This is a genomic window from Dyella japonica, assembly GCF_040545895.1.
In the GTDB taxonomy this organism is placed as follows: Bacteria; Pseudomonadota; Gammaproteobacteria; order Xanthomonadales; family Rhodanobacteraceae; genus Dyella; species Dyella japonica_D.
On record NZ_JBEPMU010000005.1, the window covers coordinates 296,143 to 315,307 of the forward strand.

Here is a 19,165-nt window from a genome sequence, read left to right on the forward strand (position 1 = left end):
GGGCCGGACAACCGTCCGGCCCTTTGACGCAACTGGGGGGAAGAAGCGCTGCGTCTGGTAAGCGGTATTACTTGGAAGCCGCGGCGGCGGCCTTCTTGACGGCAGCGACCGGAGCGGCCACGGCGTCATTGGCAGCCTGCTGCTGTTCCTGCACGAGCGCGCTGAGCGACTCGGCGGTCTTCTGCGTCACGGCGATGATTTCCTGGGTCACGGCCACGGCGCGCTCGGCATTCTCGCGACCGGCGGTGGCAGCCTTTTCCCACAGCACGCGCAGACCATCGACATCACGGGTTTCGAGGGCGCCACTGATGAAGTCGGCAGCCGCTTCAGACTGCTTTTCCAGCGCGCGAATCTGCAGTTCGGCGACCTGCTCCAGACCCTTCAGGGCCACCGACTGTGCCTTGAAGGCGCTATCGGCCAACTGCTTGGCGTAGGCGAAAATCTGAGCGTTCAGTTGCTGCGTCATGACTTGGTCCCTCGACGGGATTGGGGGGTAGTGGTAGCTAAACTACCAAGTCAAATTGTGCAATGCAATATATTTTTACTGGGCACGCCGTCGTGTCACGAAAAATTCAATATTCACAGCGCATTACGCGTAAACGATGACTTATTGCGACGCGTCAAAAGCTGTCACGGCTACAACTGGCGCCTGACGTGCAGGTCTCGTGCACCACCACCTTGTCCAACCCCGGCAACGCCGGCTGCAGGCGCTTGAAGATCCAGCGCGAAAGCATCTCGCTGGTGGGGTTCTCCAGGCCTTCGATATCGTTGAGGTAGTGGTGATCGAGCTGGTCGAACAGCGGTGCGAAGGCGGATTTGACGTCCGCGAAGTCCATCACCCAGCCAAGCGTGGGATCGGGCTCGCCTTCGACATGAATCTCGATGCGGAACGAATGGCCGTGCAGCCGCGCGCACTTGTGGCCCGGCGGCACGTTCGGAAGGCGGTGCGCCGCCTCGATATGGAATTCTTTGAAGATATGCATGCGCGCATTCTAGCGCCTCACTGACGCACACCCGGGTTACAGCCACTCCAGCAGGAACCACGCCGACAGGGATTCCTCCGGCGCGAGGTAGCGCGCCAGCCCCAGATTGAATGCATCGGGCGGCCCGCTTTGCGGTTCGACGCAGGTGGCATGCGCGGGCTCGTCGTAGACCACCCAATGGCCGCAGTCGGAGGAAAGCCGCAGGCGCTGTCCCGCGCGTTGCAACTCCACCGGCCGCGTATTGATGAAGCAATCGTCCCAGGGCGAGGCGGGCGGATCGATCAGCGGCAGGCACGCGATGCCTTCGTCGTCGCGCGGATAGGCACGCGTGGGCGCGAAGTCGAGGCAATCGGGCTTTCGGAACCACGGATGCCAGCCGAGCGTGACCGGCATGCCCTGCTTGCCCGCCGTGACGGACGACTCCATGCGCAACGCACGCTCGGTCACTTCGAAGCGCTGATGCGCGCGACCGCCGAACGGCCAACGCTCGTCCTGCGGCAGGTCAAGCGAGAGTTCGGCGTCGTGCGGCCCATGCCCATCAACTCGCCACGGCAAGGCGAGGCCCACGCCGTGAATGGCGTGCGCACCGAGATTGATCGGCAAGGCATAGCGCTGGCCGTCGAACCCGAATTGACCGTGCCGTATGCGTCCCGCCCACGGCAGCATCGGGTAGCTGCCCCACGCGATCATCGCCTGGTGATCATCGTCATGGCCGACCAGCCATTCGAGGCCGTCGTGGCGAATCTGCGCAACGCGCCCACCCGCCTCGGGAGCGATGACGACACTGAGCGCACCGCGGCCGATATGGATCAACTCGCCCGGCGCCATCGGCGTCTGGGCAGGGTCGACAGGCGCCACCGACAGATCGCGATCAGCGGCCATAGGGATGCATGCACTCGATATGACCATTCGCGTCGTACGTCAGCTCGGTCATCTTGATGGAACGCAGATGCGTCACGCCGCCCGACAGGATGGCGTCGTGATAGAAGAGGTACCACTTGCCGGCGATCTCGCAGATCGAGTGATGCGTGGTCCAACCCACCACTTCGGTAAGGATCTTGCCTCGATAGACGAACGGACCGTACGGGTTGTCGCTCGTGGCATAGCAGAGGAAATGCGTATCGCCCGTCGAATACGACAGGTAGTACATGCCGCGATACTTGTGCAGCCACGGTCCTTCGAAATAACGGCGATCGTGATCGCCCGCGAGCAACGGCTGGCCGTCTTCGTCGACGATCAGGATTTCGCGTGGCGACTCGGCGAACTGCTTCATGTCCGCGCCCAGTCGCGCGATACGCGGACCCAGCGCCGGCTCGTGCGCCGGCGGTTCCTCGTTCGACGCCGCGTAGGTGTTGTTGCGGTACTTCTGCAATTGCCCGCCCCAGATGCCGCCGAACACCATGTAAAAGGCGCCGTCGTCATCGCCGAACACGGCCGGGTCGATGGAATAGCTGCCCGCGATGGCCTCGGGTTCTGGCGCGAACGGACCCTCGGGACGATCGGACACCGCCACGCCAATCTGGAACAGGCCGTTGCTGCGTTTGGCGGGAAAGTACAGGTAATAGCGGCCGTCCTTGGTCGCCGCATCCGGCGCCCACATCTGGCGCTCCGCCCACGGCACATCGTTGACGTGCAATGCCACGCCGCAATCGACCACGTCGCCATCGGGCGCATCCATGCGGAAGACGTGATAGTCCTCCATGCAGAAATGGTCGCCGTTGTCGTTGAATGGCACGCCGCCTTCGATGTCGTGCGACGGATAGATGTAGATCTTTCCCTCGAACACGTGCGCGGAAGGATCGGCCGTGTAGATATGCGTCACCAGCGGCTTCGAAATCGCCCTGGCAGCCAGCGACGACAGATCGAGCGAAGTCGTTTCATCCGACATGGATAGGTTCCGTAAAGAATGATGTCAGGAAGCGGCGGCCAGGCGTCGCTCACCCAGCTCCTGCTCGATGCGACGCTCCAGCGACTTGTCGATCCGATAAAGGAACAACAAACCCACCGCGAGCAGGAACGGCATGGAGCAGAACACACTCACGGTAAGGCGAATGCCATTGACCACGCCAGGCGACTGCGAGGCCGCCTCCGCCACGTAACCGTAGTGCGCAAGAATGCCGGCGACCAGCGCACCACCCACGCTCAGGCCCACCTTCAAGCCGCACAGCATCGCCGAGAAGATGATGGCGGTGGCCCGGCGCCGGTTGCGCCACTCCGAGTAGTCCGCCACGTCCGCAATCATTGCCCACAACAGCGGAATGGTGATGCCGTAGAAGAAGCCGTGGAAGATGTACGACACCACCACCAAGCCGATGGCATCGGGCGCATACATGTAGAACGCCAGCAGGAACAGCGTGGAGGCCAGCAAGGCGCCGCCGAACACGTCGCGCTTGCCGAAGCGATCGGCCAGGCGCTTCGAAAAGCCGATGCCCACAATCATGAAGATGATGCCCAGCGCATTGAACAGGCTGAACGCCGAGGTGGGCGCATCCTTCGGCCAGCGGAACTCGGTAAGCCCCATGCTGACCAGCGCGTGGTTCAGCCCGGCGATGAAACCGTTGAAGCCGACGCGATCAAGGAATGAGGCGAGCTCCGCATCGCTCAGGTAGTACTTGAAGTAGTAGATGTACATGCCGCCTTTCAACGCGAGGTTGACGAACAGCAGCACCGTGATGGCCAGCATGATCTGCCAGGGTCGATTGCGCAGCAGGTCGCCCAGGTCCTCGCGAACGCTGGACGATTGCTCCTTCGCCGGCACAATGCGCTCGCGCGTGGTGAAGAAGGTGATGAGGAAGAATACCGTGCCGACGACGGCGAAGATGGTCATCGTGTTGTGGAAACCACGCGCCTTGTCGCCATCGCCCAGAATGAGCACCAGCGGCAGCAGCAGCACCTGGATGATGAACTGCGCGATCATCACGGCCACGAAGCGATACGACGAGAGGCTGTTCCGCTCCGCCATGCTGCCGGTCAGCACGCCACTCAGCGCCGCATACGGCAGGTTATTCGCCACATACACGAACACCAGCAGCGTGTACGTCGCCATCGCATAAGTGATCTTGCCTTCCATCCCCAGCGAGGGCGTGCTGAAGGCCAGCAGCGAGAGCGCACCGAACGGCACCGCGGTCCACAACACCCAGGGCCGGAACCGGCCCCAGCGCGTGTGCGTGCGATCGGCCACCAGGCCGATCAACGGCGTGAACACGAACGCGCCGAGCATGCCCACAGCGAAGATGATGCCCGCCGCCGTGCCCGCAGGAATGCGGAACACGTCGGTGTAGAAGAACGCGAGGAAGGTCACCAGCGTCTGGAAGATCAGGTTCGCCGCGAGATCGCCGAGGCTGTAACCGATCTTCTCGATGACGGAGAGGCTTTGCGAATTGCTGTTCATGCGCGTCGTTACCACGGCAGGTCAGGACCACGTGACGCGGCACTCCGTGCCGACCCGCCACACGTCGCGGCCCGGCCGGCGGGGGAGGACGCCGGACGGGCCGCGGATGTTTCATGCAACGGTTCGTCGATCAGAACGTCCCGCGCACGCCCAGCATGATCGTATAGCCTGGCGTGTAGTACGAATACGCCGCGTTGTTGTACGTGATGGTCTGGCGGAAATTCGCCTTGGTGAGATTCACCACGTTCAACGTCACGGTCGGTTTGGACATCCACTGCGCGAACTCGTAGCTGGCCGACAGGTCGAGCTGGCCGCGGGCGTCCGTCTTGATCTGCGCGAAGGGCAGGCCGTTCTGGTTGGCCGTGGAGCTGATCTGCGCCGAGTTCCAGGTGTACGACAGGCGAACCATCGCGCCGTAGTTTTCCCAGTACGCCGTGGCGTTGTACGTGTGCGGGGACACGCCGATGGCCTGCGCCGGCACACCGCCGCCGATGCTCTTCTGCGAGGTAACGGTGTAGTTCGCCTGCACGCCCAGGCCCTTCAGAACGAAGTCCAGCGGCTGCACCCAGTTCGCTTCCGCACCCTTGAGGAACAGCGTGCCGTCGGCGTTGACCTGCTGCGATACCTGCACCTCCGCCTGCGCCGGACCACCGCGCAGGTTGATCGCCTGCTGCTGCGTCGCAGTCAACGAGTCGAACGGGATGCCCATCTGGTCGAACGGAACCAGGTTGGTGCCGCTGACGGTGAAGCCCTTGATGCGCTTGCCGAACAGGTCGAGCGCCAGATAGCCCTCGTTGCCGGTGTACCACTCGCCGCCGAAGTCGAGGTTGGTCGACAGGTACGGCTGCAACTTCGGATTACCCTGCGTGGCGATTTCCGCCGCCGGGTCGCTGAAGTTGGTGTTGGGCACCATCGCGCTCGGGTCGGGGCGCGTCAGCGAACGCGATGCAGCCAGTCGCAGCACCACATCGTCGGTGGCGTTGAACGCCGCGTTGAACGACGGCAAGTAGTAGCCGTAGGTATTCTTCAGCGTGATGTACTGCAGCTGCGTACCGATGGTGGACGGGCCGGCGATGCTCTGGTCGGTCTCCGCATGGCGCACGCCGCCGTTGAGGCGCAGCTCATGGCCGCCGAGGTCCCACTTGCCGTTGCCCTCGAGGTACCACGCCCACGTGCGCTCCTCGATATTGCCCGCGTTGGCGCCGCTGGCTGCGGCCGTAGTGAGCGGTGCGGTGGCATTGAGGTAGTCGTAGTTGGTGGCGGCCATCAGCGCGGCGTTGTCGATGGCGATGAAGCCATCCTTGCCCGGCTTGATGTACTGGGCCCAGCCGTTGGCGGCCACGGCCGCATTCACCGCTGTCGCCCACGCAGGGGAGTTGTCGTACGCCTTGATCTCGCGTGAGATGTCGTCGTACGCGATGCCGGTGCGCAGGTTGTTGCTGTCGTCGCCCCACTGCAGATCCCAACGCGTGCCCTTGTTGTCGGTGGTGCGCGTTTCGTTCTGGATGTTGACGCGGTAATACTGCCAACCGAGGTTCGGGTTGTTGAGGTCAACGCTGGGCGTGATGGTGGGAACGTTGCCACCAGTATTGTTGTAGTTGACCGTGATGTTCTGGTTGAGCGGCGTCTGCACGTCGATCGACGGCGCGTACTGGCGATACCAGCTGCGCTGCGTATACGCCTGGAAGTCCAACTTGAGGTCATCGCCGGAACCCAGCAGCAGGGTGCCGCCCGGATTGATGTTGTAGAACTTGGTGTGCTGGTCGTACGGGCGATCTTCCAGGAAGTACTGCGCATTGGCGAAGTTCGCCTGCGTGACCACGTCGTTCTGGTCGACCTGCATATTGGTCGGAATCATCTGGCCGCTGCGGCCGATCAGATTCATGTCCAGTCGGTCGAAGTGCTTTTCCTTCTGCGAGAACAGCGTGTCCAGGTAGAAGTGCGCGGCCTCGCTCGGGCGCCATTCCAGCGACGCCATCGCGGACTGGTGATCGTTGGTGCCGTCCGTGTAGGCGTCGCGGCCCAGGCGCGGAATCAGCGCATTGGCGATCTGCGATGTATTGAGGCCGGGGTTGTGCGCGAGCAGCCACGCGTTGTCGATCACCTGGCCCGCCGGCAGGCCGAAGCCTGCGTTCGCCGGGATGGTGCCGGGAATCACCCAGCTGCCGCCGGCGGGACTGCAATGGCCCGCCGCGGTGCCGCACTGCGCTGCGGTGAGCTGCGGCGTGGTCCAGCCAATCGTCTCGAAACCCTGGACATCGTAGTCGTTCTTGGAGGCCGTGTAGCCCACCGTCGCGCCAAACGTGCCTTCCTTGTTGGTCCAGCTGCCGATCAGCGAGCCGCGCGGCTTGGTGTCCTTGCCGATGGAGTTGTACTGGCCCTGCAACGAATAGGTCAGGTGCGTGCCTGGGTTGTCGAACGGACGCGTGGTACGCATGTCCACCACACCGGCGACGCCGCCTTCGGTCATGCTCGGCGTGGGCGTCTTGTTGACGGTCAGCTGGGTGAAGAATTCGCTGGGCAGCAGGTCAAGATCGACCTCGCGATTCTGGTTCTGCGAATTGAGGCCACCGGCCGATGCCACGGCGAGCTGGTCGCCATTGAGCATGATCTTGGTGAAGTCCGTGCCCAGTCCACGAATCTGGATGTTCACGCCTTCGCCATCGACGTCGCGCGTGAGCTGCACGCCCGGCACGCGGTTCAGCGATTCGGCGATGTTGGTATCGGGGAACTTGCCGATGTCTTCGGCGAAGACCGAGTCGGTGACGTTGGTGGCGTCGCGCTTGGCATCGGTCTGGAACTGGATACTGTTGCGGTAGCTGCCGCTCACGTTCACGGCGCCGAGCGTCTTGCTCTGTTCGGGCGTGGCCGCCGTGCCGTTGGTGGTGCTGTTGGTGGTCTTGCCATCGGCCTGCGCGGGCTTCTTTGCCTGCGGCTTGGTCGGGTCCTGGGACGGCGTCTGCGATGCCGTTGCTTCTTGTGCCTGCGCAATCCCCACGGCGCCCAGCAAGGCAAGACTCAACGCATGCGACAACACGGTTCTAGCGATTCGGGCCTGCACCATACTCCCCTCTCGATTCTGTTGACGGAATCGCCCCCCGAGCACCTTTGCGGCACTCGCCGATTCCTACATGTGCTTTAAGTCGCTGGCCGGACACTGGTCCCCGTCTCGGCTCGACAGAAAAGGTAGCGCTAACAATATCGGCCCGCACGCTGCAGGGCAGCATGCTTTTTTCACTCGCAAAAAAAGCCTTGAAAGAAGCTGTAAACAAGCAGTTTTCGTCATGTGCACATGCACAACGAAATGGAAGTGACATTCGCCAGACACGGTGACAATAATGGTAGCGCTACCAAATACAGCGCTGCGCAAACGGGGATGGAATGGCGCGATCGGATGAAACACGCAACGTGATGTCGCCGCCTCGCGGCAGCGATGCCGATCGCTCGCGCCAGGTTTCCGGCGAGGCATCCACCACGCCACGCATGAAGATCGGCAACTATCGCTGGCGCGTGTGCGCCATGCTGCTGGCGGCCACCACCATCAGCTACATCGACCGTCAGGTGCTGGGCGTTCTGGCGCCTTTTCTGCAGGAAAAGATCGGCTGGACCGAGTTGCAATACAGCAGCATCGTCACCGCGTTCCAGGCCGCGTACGCCGTGGGCCTGCTGTGCGCAGGCGCCGTGATCGATCGTTTCGGCACACGCATTGGCTACGCGCTGGCCATTGGCATCTGGAGCCTCGCAGCGATGAGCCACTCGCTGGCAACCGGCGTGATCAGTTTCGCGGTGGCACGTTTTGCACTGGGCCTCGGCGAAGCCGGCAACTTTCCCGCCGCGATCAAGGCGGTGGCCGAATGGTTTCCGCAACGCGAGCGCGCGCTCGCCGCCGGCATCTTCAATTCGGGTTCGAATATCGGCGCCATCGTGGCGCCGTTGATGGTGCCGATTGTTGCGGCGCAATGGGGATGGCAGGCCGCCTTCTTGTGCACCGGCGTGCTCAGCGCGATCTGGCTCATCGTGTGGTTGCTCACCTATCGCACGCCTGACCAGGAGCCGCGGCTCTCGCCGCAGGAGCGTGCGCATATCGGCGCCGAACCGGAAGCGCCCACGCGGCGCGTGCCATGGTCGCAGCTGCTGCGTTTTCGTCAGACCTGGGCTTTTGCGGCCGCCAAGTTCATCACCGATCCGATCTGGTGGTTCTTCCTGTTCTGGCTGCCCAAGTTCCTGCACGCCAAGTACGGGCTGGGCCTGCTGGAACTCGGCGCACCGCTGATCACCATTTTCCTGATGGCCGATGCGGGCAGCATTGCGGGCGGCTGGCTGGCCGGCGCATTCATCAAGCACGGCATGAACGTGAATCGCGCACGCAAGACCGCGATGCTCATCTGCGCGCTGATGGTGGTGCCGGTGATCTTCGCGGCCAAGGCCAGCCATCTGTGGTTGGCAGTGGCGCTGGTGGGCCTGGCCACCGCGGGCCATCAGGGTTGGTCGGCCAATGTCTACACGCTTACGTCGGATCTCTTTCCGCGCCACGCCGTTGCCTCGGTGGTCGGCATGGGCGGCTTTGCCGGCGCCGTCGGCGGCATGTTGATTTCCACGGTGATCGGCCTGTTGCTGCAGGCCACGGGCAGTTACGTGCCGGTGTTCCTGTTGGCCGGCGGTGCGTACCTCGTCGCGTGGCTTGTCGTGCAACTGCTGGTGCCACGCCTGGAGCCGGCCGTGCTATCCGTCGACGCGAAGGAGACCTGAACCATGCGCCGTCTGCTCTTGATGTTGTTGCTCGTCATCGCACCTGTGCTCGTCCGCGCGGATGAAACACCGCTGGCCGCCGGGCAATCGAAATTCCTCGGCAGTGCCTACAGCCAAAAGCAGGCAACGGATTTCGCGCGGTACTGGAACAAGGTGACGCCGGAAAACGCCGGTAAGTGGGGCAGCGTGGAAGCCGTGCGCGGACAGATGAACTGGTCCGCACTCGACGACGCTTATCGCTTTGCGAAGGCGCACGGCTTTCCGTTCCATATGCACGTGCTGGTGTGGGGCGAACAACAACCCGCGTGGCTGCACTCGTTGCCCGTCGCCGAGCAGCGCCGTGCCATCGAGGCATGGTTCGATGCCGTTGCCGCGCGCTACCCGGATCTCGATTTTGTCGAAGTGGTGAACGAACCGCTGCAACATCCGCCCACCGGCAAGCGCAAGGACAGCGGCGGTTACATCGATGCGCTCGGCGGCAAGGGCGCCACCGGCTGGGACTGGATCGTCACCGCCTTCCGGCTGGCGCGCGAGCGCTTTCCCCATGCCAAGCTGCTGATCAACGACTATGACATCACGCACAGCGACAGCCACACGCGTCGCTACCGAGAGATCATCGAGCTGCTGCAGAAGGACCATCTGATCGACGGCATCGGGCTGCAGGAACATGCGTTCGAAACCGGCAACGATGTCGCCATGTCGGTGCACCAATCCAATCTCGACCGTCTGGCAGCGACGGGGCTGCCCATCTACGTGACCGAATTCGACATCGACGGCCGCGACGATGCGCGTCAACTCGCTTCCTATGAACGTGTCTTCCCCGTGTTCTGGAACCACCCGGCCGTTCGCGGCATCACCCTGTGGGGCTTTCGCCCGGGCCTATGGCGGACGAAGCAGGGCGCCAATCTCGTTCGCGATGACGGCAGCGAGCGCCCCGCACTGGCGTGGCTGCGTCGCTATGTGCGCGAGACGCACGACACACCAACGCCATGACTACGCTATTCATTCGTTCTCCGACACAGTATTCCCATCGATGCGCGGCCCGACCATGACCACCACGCCCCATCCCCTGACCCTGCACGACGATCGCCTGTTCTCCTCAGATCCCGTGCAGCGCGCCATCGCCCGGCGACTGTATGCTCATGTCGGCACGTTGCCGATCATCAGCCCGCACGGCCATACCGATCCGTCCTGGTTTGCGAAAAACGAAGCTTTTGCGAACCCCACCGAACTATTGCTGCTGCCGGATCACTACGTGTTCCGCACGCTCTATAGCCAGGGCGTGTCGCTGGATGCGCTTGGCATTCCCCGTCGCGATGGCTCGCGTGCAAAAGTCGATCCACGCGAAGCGTGGCGCGTGTTCGCCAGCCACTTTCACCTGTTCCGCGGCACGCCGTCGTCGATGTGGCTCAACCATGTGTTCCACGATGTGTTTGGCCTGCGCGCGCGCCTCGCCGCCAGCACCTCCGACCTGTACTACGACCACATCACGGCAGCACTGCAGACACCGGCCTTCCGTCCGCGCGCCTTGTTCGAGCGCTTCAACATCGAGCTGATTGCCACCACCGAATCACCGCTCGATCCGCTCCAGCACCACGCCGAGATCCGCGAGAGCGGCTGGCGGGGACGCGTGATCACGGCTTATCGACCCGATCCGGTGGTCGATCCCGAGCACGAGCAATTTCCGGATGCGCTGCGATCGTTCGGCGAGATCACCGGCGAGGACGTGTACAGCTGGGACGGCTACCTGCGCGCCCATCGCCAGCGACGCGCGTACTTCGCAAGCATGGGTGCCACCTCCACCGATCACGGACATCCAAGTGCAGCCACGGCCGATCTTTCGCGCGCCGAAGCGACGCGACTGTTCGATAAGGTCGTGCGCAGCAACGTGACCGCCGAGGAGGCGGAGTTGTTCCGCGGCCAGGTGCTTACTGAAATGGCGGCGATGAGCCTGGACGACGGACTGGTGATGCAACTTCATCCGGGCTGCTTCCGCAATCACAACCGCGCGTTGTTCGAGCGCTTCGGGCGTGACAAGGGCGCCGATATGCCGCTGCGCACCGAGTACGTGCATGCGCTCAAGCCGCTGCTCGACCGCTTCGGCAACGAGCCGGGCTTCCAACTGCTGCTGTTCACGCTGGACGAGAGCACCTACAGCCGCGAACTGGCGCCGCTGGCCGGCCACTATCCCGCGCTGTTCCTTGGCCCCGCCTGGTGGTTCCACGACGCGCCGGAAGGCATGTGGCGGTTTCGCGAGCAGACCTTGAGCAGCGGCGGGTTCTACAACACGGTGGGCTTCAACGACGACACGCGGGCATTCCTTTCCATTCCTGCGCGTCATGATGTGGCGCGGCGTGTGGATTGCGCGTTTTTGGCGAAGCTCGTGGCGGAGCATCGGATGGAGGAGGATGAGGCCGTTGAGGTGGCGGTGGATTTGGCGTATCGGTTGCCTAAGAGGGCGTATAGGCTTTGACGGGGGAGTTGTGAACGCTGGAATGTGCGAAGGGTTTGCGCGGAAGGAAGTCGCGCTTTTCTAGCTTGTGCTTTTCTAGCTTGTGCTTTTCTAGCTTGTGCTTTTTTAGCTCGTGCTTTTTTGCTCGTCATTCCTGCGAAGGCAGGAGGCGCTTTACAACAGCCGAAGGCTGGTCATCCAGTGACTTTGCTTTACGGTTGTCGCGATTCCTTGGTTCGCTCCTCTGCAACGCCGCCGCCAGCGTGCCGCCTACGCGGCGTGCGTTTCGATCGGCTGCCGCCGCTCGAGTCACTTTTCTTTTGCTGGCCCAAAAGAAAAGTGACCCAAAGAAAATGGCCTTAAGAGCTCGCAGCATCGTGTTGGGATAAGCCCGAACGCTCGAGGATGGTTGTGGCGGGACACCCATGGGAGGCCACACAGCGGGTACTCCGCAACGCGCCCGAATCGCAGAGGACTTAAAGCGGAGCCTCGCTCCGCATCGGCCTTTGCTTTGGCTTCGCTCTCACGTCCTCTCCGTGCACCACACTTCTCCCTCTCCCCTTGTGGGAGAGGGTTGGGGTGAGGGGCGGGTGCTCGCGAAAGCGCAGCTAATTCGCGCTTTGTTCTTGGCTCTTCGGGGTCCCCGTATGACAGCGGCGGGCGGGCGGAAGATCAGCCCGCAGGGTGGCCGCAGGGATGCGGCAGGAAGACGGAGGCCCGCCGCAGGCGAGCAAGCCAGCGAAAACGCAGCACTCAACGCGCTATCGCATGCAACCTCATCCGATAGATATGAAACCCCTTCGGATCCATCATCAACTGCCGCCCCTGGTTGCTTTCATCCCCGTTGAGTCGCCGCACCACCATCCAGCTCGCTCCCTGGCGGGACACTTCTTCGATACTGCTGATACCCGCCACGCGCGCATCGACGTCGGGATCACGCCTTATGCTGACAGTGAGTCCGCTGCCCACCACATAGAACTCCTCCTGGCTGACCTGCAGCACCAACATCGCGCCGTCGTTGGTCAGCAACTCTTTCTTCGGCCACGACCGCGAGAGCGCGCCTTCGAAAAGGAAGCCACCGAGTGACACGGTCTGGATGTGCCGAGGGCTGTTGGCGTGCAGCACCAACGCGCGCGTGCGGCCCGCGCTCTGCGCCTGAGGCAGCAGCTCGCCCAGCGAGCTCAGCGCGCCATACACCTGCATCATCAACGGCTGGTCGCTGGCGTCCTTGCCGGGCGCGGGCAGGCTGTCGATGTCGAACGGACTGAAGCCAAAGGCCCGCGCTTCGCCGTAGGCGAATAGTGCGTTGTACGGTGCCGGATCGAGTTTCGCCTCGGGGATGAAGACAGGGTTGCCCAAGGCCTGGTAGCGCTTTACCCAGTACTCGAATTCAGGCCAGTAGATGTCAGGTGAGTAGAAGTCGATGTGCGTCGCCACCGCGCGATAGACCTGCTGGAAGTACGGGTGCGGCCCGCCGCTGGGGTAGTCGCCCGCGCGCTCCAGGAACGCCGGCAGCTGCACGTTGAGGTACATCGGCAACGCGTACTTCTCCTTGCCTGCGCGCGCCACGCTGTCGATATAGGTGGCATAACGCCATGCCATGAACACTTCGTCCGCGGCATCGCCGAACACCTCGCTCCAGCTTCGGCCCTTGGGATCGAAGTGCGCGGAGAGCTCAGGCGTCAGCTGCGCGTGCTGCGCTTGCAGGGCGGCGATCAGCGACGGCGGCACGTCCGCGCGGAACGCGCGCTCCGCCGCCTCCGAGCGGTCGCGCCGATCGCCCACCAGGCCCACTTCATTCTCCACCTGCACCATCAGCACGGTCTGCTGGGCGTCCTTCTGCTTGAGGTGCTCCATCAGCGCCGCGAACGCGCGACTATCCAGCCGCAGCGTTTCCTCGCCAAAGGTGGAGAGAATTTCCAGCGGCGTACCATCCACGGCGCGAGCACGCGGGAAACGCGCTGCGTCGGCCTTCACCCAGCCCGGTGCGTATTCGGAAAAGCCGTTCTTCCATGTCCCAAACCACAACAGCACGAGATGCTGCTTGTGACTGCGCGCCACGTCGATCCAGTGATCGAGCAGGCGAAAGTCGAAGCTTCCCTCTCTCGGCTCGATCTGTTCCCACGCCACGGGCATGAGCACGGTGTTGACGTGCTGGCTGGCGAGGCGCGGCAGGATGGTATCGGCCTGCGGCGCCGTGCCCGCCGAGGAATTGCCAAGTTCGCCGGCAAACATCAGGTACGGCTTGCCATCGACGATGAGTTGGCTGGCGTCATCGTGCAACACCACGCGAGGCAGCTCGGCCGCCTGCACGGACATCGCCAACCATGTGGCGAGCCCTGCCAAGGCGAGCTGGACTTTCTTTGCCGTGCGCATGTGTTGTTCTCTCACGCTCAATCGTTCGGATTCCAACGGGGCGTCGCTCATGCGCCACGGATCGCCGCGCTCGCCGCAAGCAGCACGCGCGAGACCTGCCCGGGCGATGCGTCGCCGAGCGACGCATACGCGTGGGTGAGCGACGCCACAAAACGTTCATCGGCCGACAGCGGTGCGAATATGGCTGCCAGCACGAGGAAAGCGGATACATCCTTCGCCGCCTCGCCCGTGCATGCGCGGCCAAGGGCCGACAGCACGTCGTTCATGGGGTCGACCAAGGCCACGCCGCGCAACGCCTGCCTACGCACAAAGTGCATCCACGCCGCGATGGGCAGGCATAGCGCTTCGACGTCCTTGCCCTGCGCCAGTGCCTCGCCAATGGTGCTGAGCAGGCGCACGGGAAGCTTCTGCGAGCCATCCCAGGCGATTTGCGAAAGACGGTGGCGAATCGAGGGATTACGAAAACGATGCAAGACGGCATCGATGTAAGTCGACGCACCCAGACCTTCGGGAAGCGCGATGGCCGTGGCGATACGCTCGCGCATCAACAACGCCACGAAACCCGACAAGGCTTCGTTGCGCATGGCATCGCCCACGCTGTCGATATCCATCAGCGAGCCGAGATACGCCAATGTCGAATGCGCGCCGTTGAGCAGACGCAGCTTGGCGCGATCGTAACCGGCGATATCCTGGCTCAAGGTCACGCCGGCCTGCTCCAGCGGTGGCCGGTCGTTGCAGAAACGGTCTTCAACCACCCACTGCGTGTATTCCTCACGCTGGATCGGCCAGGCGTCGTCGCAGCCCAATTCGTGTCGCACGCGCTCACGCAGCGCATCGTCCGTGGCGGGCGTGATGCTGTCCACCATGGAACAGGGGAAGGCAACGCGGGCCTCGATCCACGCAGCAAAGGCCGTATCCCGCAACTCGGCGAACTGAAGCACCGCGCGACGCAGTCGATGACCATTCGCCGCCAGGTTGTCGCAGCTCAGCACCGTGTACGGTGCGATGCCTTGCCGCCAGCGCTGATACAAACCGGCGGCGACATAACCTATGGCGCTGTGCGGCGCATCCGGCATGGCCAGGTCGTGCACGATATCGGGGTGGGCAAGGTCCAGCCCATCGCCCGCGAGGCAATAACCCTTCTCCGTCACCGTGAGCGTGACCAGACGCACACCTGGTTGGGCGAGCCGTGCCAGCACGGCAGCGGATTCTTCACGCGCCCACAGCAACTCGCGAATCGACCCGACCACGCGCAAGCGGCTCTGCTCCCCCAATAGCGCCAGCGTATAAAGCCCATCCTGCGGCCCCAGGGCATCACGCACATCGCGACTGTGCAGCGATACGCCGCAAATGGCCCAGTCCGGATGTTGAGCGAGCAGGTCGTCCATGTATACGGCTTGATGCGCACGATGAAACGCGCCCGCGCCAAGATGCACGATGCCGATGCGCGTGCCTTCGATGTCATACGATGGCCGCGCCACCGATGCCGGCACGCTGGCCAGCGTGTGCATCGACAGGCGCGTGCCGTGTTGCATCGAGTCCATCAACGCCTGACCTCGAAACCTTCCTGCTGGAGGAACGCCCGCACTTCCGCTTCGCGCGCCAGATTCACGTCGCCGGGAATGGAGTGCTTGAGGCATGCCGCTGCAAGCGCGAAATCCAGCGATGCCTGTTCCAGCATGCCGCGCAGGAAGCCATGCAAAAGCCCTGCTGCAAATGCGTCACCGCCGCCGATGCGATCGACGATGCCGGTCAAGGCTCGCGATGCCGTGGTGTAGGTGCGTTCGCGCGTGGCGAGCAAGCCGATCAGTGACTGGTCATCCACGCTGCTGTGGCGCCGATCGGTGGACGCCAGGTGCGAGAGCCGCGGGAAGGCTTCAAAGACAGCGCAAGCGGCGGCGTGGAAACGCTCGTCCGCCTGCGCCTGGGGAAAGGCCATGTTCAGAGCCAGCGCGATATCGCGGTCGTTGCCGAAGATCAGATCGGCTTCGGCCATGATGCGACGGATCCATGCCGGCGCATCCTTCGCCCGTTCGCCCCACAGCTTGCTGCGATAGTTGCCATCGAAGGAGACACGCACGCCGAGGGAATGCGCCGCATGCACGGCCGCCATCGCCGCCTCTGCCGTGCCTTCGCCCAAGGCGAGATTGATGCCTGACAGATGCAGCCACTGCGCACCTTCGAGCAGGCGTGGCCAGTCGTAATCCGCTGCAGGCGTTTGCGCGAACACCGAGCCGGCGCGGTCATAGATCACTTCCGATGGTCGCTGCATGGCCCCCGGTGTGAGGAAGTACATGCCCATGCGGCCTGCAGCGTAATGCAGCGCGGCAGTGTCCACGCCGTGTCTGCGAAGCTCGCCCGCACAGGCGTGACCGATCGCGTGATCGGGCAATGCGCTCACCATCACGCTGTGATGGCCGAAGATGGCCAGCGATGAGGCGACATTCGCCTCCGCGCCACCGAAGCGCGCATCGAGCCGCGGCGATTGCAGCAGCATCTCGTGGCCGGGCGGCGACAGGCGCAACAGCAGTTCGCCAAAGAAGACCACGCGGGAGGGTTGCGCCATGGCAAGCTTCCTCAATCGCGCACGTCGAACGGCGCCGTGAGGCGGATATCAGCGCTCGATGCACCTACCTGCAATTCGTAGCGGCCCGGGTCGACCGCATAGGCGTGGCGCACATCGTCGTAGTAGCGAAGGTCGGTGCGCGGCGACACGTCGAAGGACACACGCTTCTCCTCGCCCGGCTGCAGGTTCACGCGCCGGAAGCCCCGCAGTTCCTTGTTCGAACGCCAGGGGCCAGGATGCGTGGCACGCACATAGAGCTGCACCACTTCATCGCCCGCGCGCGGCCCGGTGTTCTTCACGCTCAACGTCACCGTGAGGTGGCCATCGGCGCTCAGCGTCGAGTGATCCAGCTGCATGTCGGAATAGGTGAACGTGGTGTACGACAAGCCATAGCCGAACGGATACAGCGGCTGCCCCTTGAAGTAACGATAGGTGCGGCCTTCCATGCGGTAGTCGTCGAAGGCGGGCAATGTTTCGCTGGCCTTGTAGAAGGTCACCGGCAAGCGGCCGGAGGGATTGCTCTGGCCAAACAACACGTCGGCCACGGCGTTGCCGCCACGCTGCCCCGGATACCATGCGAGCACGATGCCAGGCACGTGTTGCTGCGCCCAGTCGATGGCGAGCGCCGAGCCCGAGGTGAGCACCAGCACCACCGGCTTGCCCGTGGCGCGCAAGGCCTGCAGCAACTTCTGCTGCGTGGCCGGCAGGCGCAGGTCGGTGCGATCACCCCCGGCGAAACCGGGGTAGTTCACTTTCATCTCCTCGCCTTCCACATCGCTGTTGAGGCCACCGACGAAGACGATGGCGTCCGCGTGCCTGGCCGCTTCCATCGCTTCCTCGAACGGCGGCTTGGCGCCCGGCATGCGCCACGCAAGGCGCACGTCGGCGTTGTGGTCGGCCTTGGTGTATTCCAGCCGGATGTCGTAGGCCTTGTTGGCTTGCAGGTCCATCGGAACGCTGACGGCATGCGTGGCGGTGGCGGGATTCCACGCGTCCAGCACCAAACGGCCATCGAGATAGAGTCGATAACCTTCGGCAGCTGCCGCGCTCAGTTCATAGCGGCCTGATGTAGGCGGCACGAGTTGGCCGCTCCAGCGCGCGCTGAAGTGCGTGGGATCGAGCGCCTGGTCCGCAGGCAGTTCGCCGCGCGTGACGAGTTCGTCCGTGGGCGCGCTATGGTCCCAGCGAAAACCGATCTTGCCGTCCACACGGGTGATCACGGGTGCCGAGGCGAAGTCGTTGCCGCGGAAGTACTCACCCTTGAGGCCGTGCTCGGCGGCATCGGCCGACGGGCGCAGATAGCTTGCATCGATCAGCGGAAAGCCGCTCTGGTCGTCGAAGCCTTCCACCAGTGTGGCGCCCTTGGCGTATACCACTTCCGCCTGCGGCACGGCGCTGCGGATACCTTGCAGGATGGTCACCGGCGATGCCGGCGTGCCGTGGTAGTTGCCGAGCAAGGCAGTCACATCATCAGCCGTTGGACCAATCACGGCGATGCGATGCAGATCGCGCGACAAGGGAAGCACGCCATCGTTCTTCAGCAACACGATGGATTCATCGGCGGCGCGACGCGCCAGCGCGTCGTGTTCGGGCGATTGATTGACCGAGTAGGGAATCTGCGCCCAGCGCACGCGTTCCGGGGGATCGAACATGCCGAGGCGGAAGCGCGCCAGCATCAGGCGCGTGAGCGCGACGTCGATCTCCGCTTCGCTGATCAGGCCCTGGTGCACCGCGTTGACGAGCGCGGCATAGGTGTGGCCGCAGTTGAGGTCATCGCCCTTCTTCACCGCGAGCGCGGCGGCCTGTTCCGCATTGGCCACGATCTGGTGGTGCATGAAGATATCTTCCACCGCATCGCAATCCGAGACGACGTAGCCGGCGAAACCCCAGTCCTTGCGCAGCACATCCTGCAGCAAGCGCTGGCTGGCCGAGGCCGATTCGCCGTTCACGCGGTTGTACGCACCCATCACTGCGTCGACCTTGCCTTCCTGCACCAAGGCCTGGAACGCCGGCAGATAGGTTTCGTAGAGATCGCGTTCGCTGGGATGCACGTCGAAGCGGTGGCGCTCGGATTCCGGCCCGCTGTGCACGGCGAAGTGCTTGGCGGTGGCGTCGAGTTTGCGGTAGGTGGGATCGTCACCCTGCAGCCCGCGCACGAAGGTCACGCCCATGCGTGAAGTGAGGAAGGGATCTTCGCCGTAGGTTTCCTGCCCACGGCCCCAGCGCGGGTCGCGGAAGATGTTGATGTTCGGCGACCAGAAGGTGAGTCCCTGGTAGCGCGCATGCATATCGCGGCGCAGGAACTCCTGGTGCTTTGCGCGCGCCTCATCGCTGATCGCTTCGGCCACCTGGCTCATCAGGCCGGTATCGAAGGTAGCCGCCATGCCGATGGCCTGCGGAAACACCGTGGCCTCGCCCGCGCGCGCCACGCCGTGCAGCGCTTCGTTCCACCAGTCATAAGCCGGGACGCCAAGGCGGGGAATGGCTGGCGCGGCGTTCTGCATCTGCGCAACCTTCTCTTCCAGCGTCATGCGCGACACCAGGTCGGCAGCGCGATCCTCGAAGCTGCGCGAGAGGTCGAGGTAGCCAGCCTTCGGCGCAGGTGCCTTCGTCGCTGCATCGGTCATCGCCAGGCCAAGGCAGGGCAG

At 63.6% G+C, this 19,165-nt stretch carries 13 protein-coding genes; 3 read left to right on the top strand and 10 right to left on the bottom strand.

Annotation, left to right across the window (positions count from 1 at the left end; all coding sequences use genetic code 11):
- Positions 1–67: 67 nt before the first annotated feature.
- The 6 genes from ABIC75_RS17140 to ABIC75_RS17165 form a co-directional block, all read right to left on the bottom strand.
- Positions 68–466, bottom strand: a complete 399-nt coding sequence (locus tag ABIC75_RS17140) for a phasin family protein (protein WP_354015109.1) — start codon at positions 464–466, stop codon at positions 68–70.
- A gap of 154 nt (positions 467–620) precedes the next feature.
- Entirely contained in the window at positions 621–983 is a 363-nt protein-coding gene (gene queD / locus ABIC75_RS17145) for a 6-carboxytetrahydropterin synthase QueD (RefSeq protein ID WP_354015110.1), read from the bottom strand.
- A 36-nt stretch (positions 984–1,019) separates the two neighbouring features.
- Positions 1,020–1,865 carry an aldose 1-epimerase gene (locus ABIC75_RS17150; protein ID WP_354015111.1) on the bottom strand — a complete coding sequence of 282 codons (846 nt, stop codon included), beginning with the start codon at positions 1,863–1,865 and terminating at the stop codon, positions 1,020–1,022.
- Positions 1,855–2,871 (bottom strand): glycoside hydrolase family 43 protein, encoded by a 1,017-nt coding sequence (locus ABIC75_RS17155; RefSeq protein WP_354015112.1) that lies wholly within the window; start codon positions 2,869–2,871, stop codon positions 1,855–1,857. The genes ABIC75_RS17150 and ABIC75_RS17155 overlap by 11 nt, the downstream gene beginning before the upstream one ends.
- Before the next feature lie 24 nt (positions 2,872–2,895).
- Positions 2,896–4,374, bottom strand: a complete 1,479-nt coding sequence (locus ABIC75_RS17160; protein ID WP_354015113.1) for an MFS transporter — start codon at positions 4,372–4,374, stop codon at positions 2,896–2,898.
- Positions 4,375–4,504: 130 nt separating this feature from the next.
- On the bottom strand, positions 4,505–7,435 hold the full coding sequence (locus ABIC75_RS17165) for a TonB-dependent receptor (RefSeq protein ID WP_436407942.1): 2,931 nt from the start codon (positions 7,433–7,435) through the stop codon (positions 4,505–4,507).
- 422 nt (positions 7,436–7,857) lie between these two features.
- On the opposite strand from ABIC75_RS17165, the gene ABIC75_RS17170 reads away from it, so the two are divergent.
- Genes ABIC75_RS17170 through uxaC form a run of 3 tightly spaced genes read left to right on the top strand, consistent with a single transcriptional unit; the run spans position 7,858 to position 11,596 of the window.
- Positions 7,858–9,123 carry an MFS transporter gene (locus ABIC75_RS17170; protein WP_354015296.1) on the top strand — a complete coding sequence of 422 codons (1,266 nt, stop codon included), beginning with the start codon at positions 7,858–7,860 and terminating at the stop codon, positions 9,121–9,123.
- A gap of 3 nt (positions 9,124–9,126) precedes the next feature.
- Complete coding sequence (locus tag ABIC75_RS17175) at positions 9,127–10,116, top strand: endo-1,4-beta-xylanase (RefSeq protein ID WP_436407938.1); 990 nt, start codon at positions 9,127–9,129, stop codon at positions 10,114–10,116.
- Between the two features lie 55 nt (positions 10,117–10,171).
- Positions 10,172–11,596, top strand: a complete 1,425-nt coding sequence (gene uxaC, locus ABIC75_RS17180) for a glucuronate isomerase (protein WP_354015115.1) — start codon at positions 10,172–10,174, stop codon at positions 11,594–11,596.
- 732 nt (positions 11,597–12,328) lie between these two features.
- Here uxaC and ABIC75_RS17185 read toward each other — a convergent pair.
- Genes ABIC75_RS17185 through ABIC75_RS17200 form a run of 4 tightly spaced genes read right to left on the bottom strand, consistent with a single transcriptional unit; the run spans position 12,329 to position 19,144 of the window.
- Positions 12,329–13,951 carry a DUF5597 domain-containing protein gene (locus ABIC75_RS17185; protein WP_354015116.1) on the bottom strand — a complete coding sequence of 541 codons (1,623 nt, stop codon included), beginning with the start codon at positions 13,949–13,951 and terminating at the stop codon, positions 12,329–12,331.
- Positions 13,952–13,998: 47 nt separating this feature from the next.
- Positions 13,999–15,486, bottom strand: coding sequence for a mannitol dehydrogenase family protein (locus ABIC75_RS17190; protein ID WP_354015298.1), 1,488 nt, complete (start codon positions 15,484–15,486; stop codon positions 13,999–14,001).
- A gap of 8 nt (positions 15,487–15,494) precedes the next feature.
- A complete protein-coding gene (locus tag ABIC75_RS17195; RefSeq protein WP_354015117.1) occupies positions 15,495–16,517 on the bottom strand; it encodes a sugar kinase in 1,023 nt (340 codons plus the stop codon).
- Positions 16,518–16,528: 11 nt separating this feature from the next.
- Positions 16,529–19,144 carry a beta-glucosidase gene (locus tag ABIC75_RS17200; protein WP_354015299.1) on the bottom strand — a complete coding sequence of 872 codons (2,616 nt, stop codon included), beginning with the start codon at positions 19,142–19,144 and terminating at the stop codon, positions 16,529–16,531.
- Positions 19,145–19,165 lie beyond the last annotated feature (21 nt).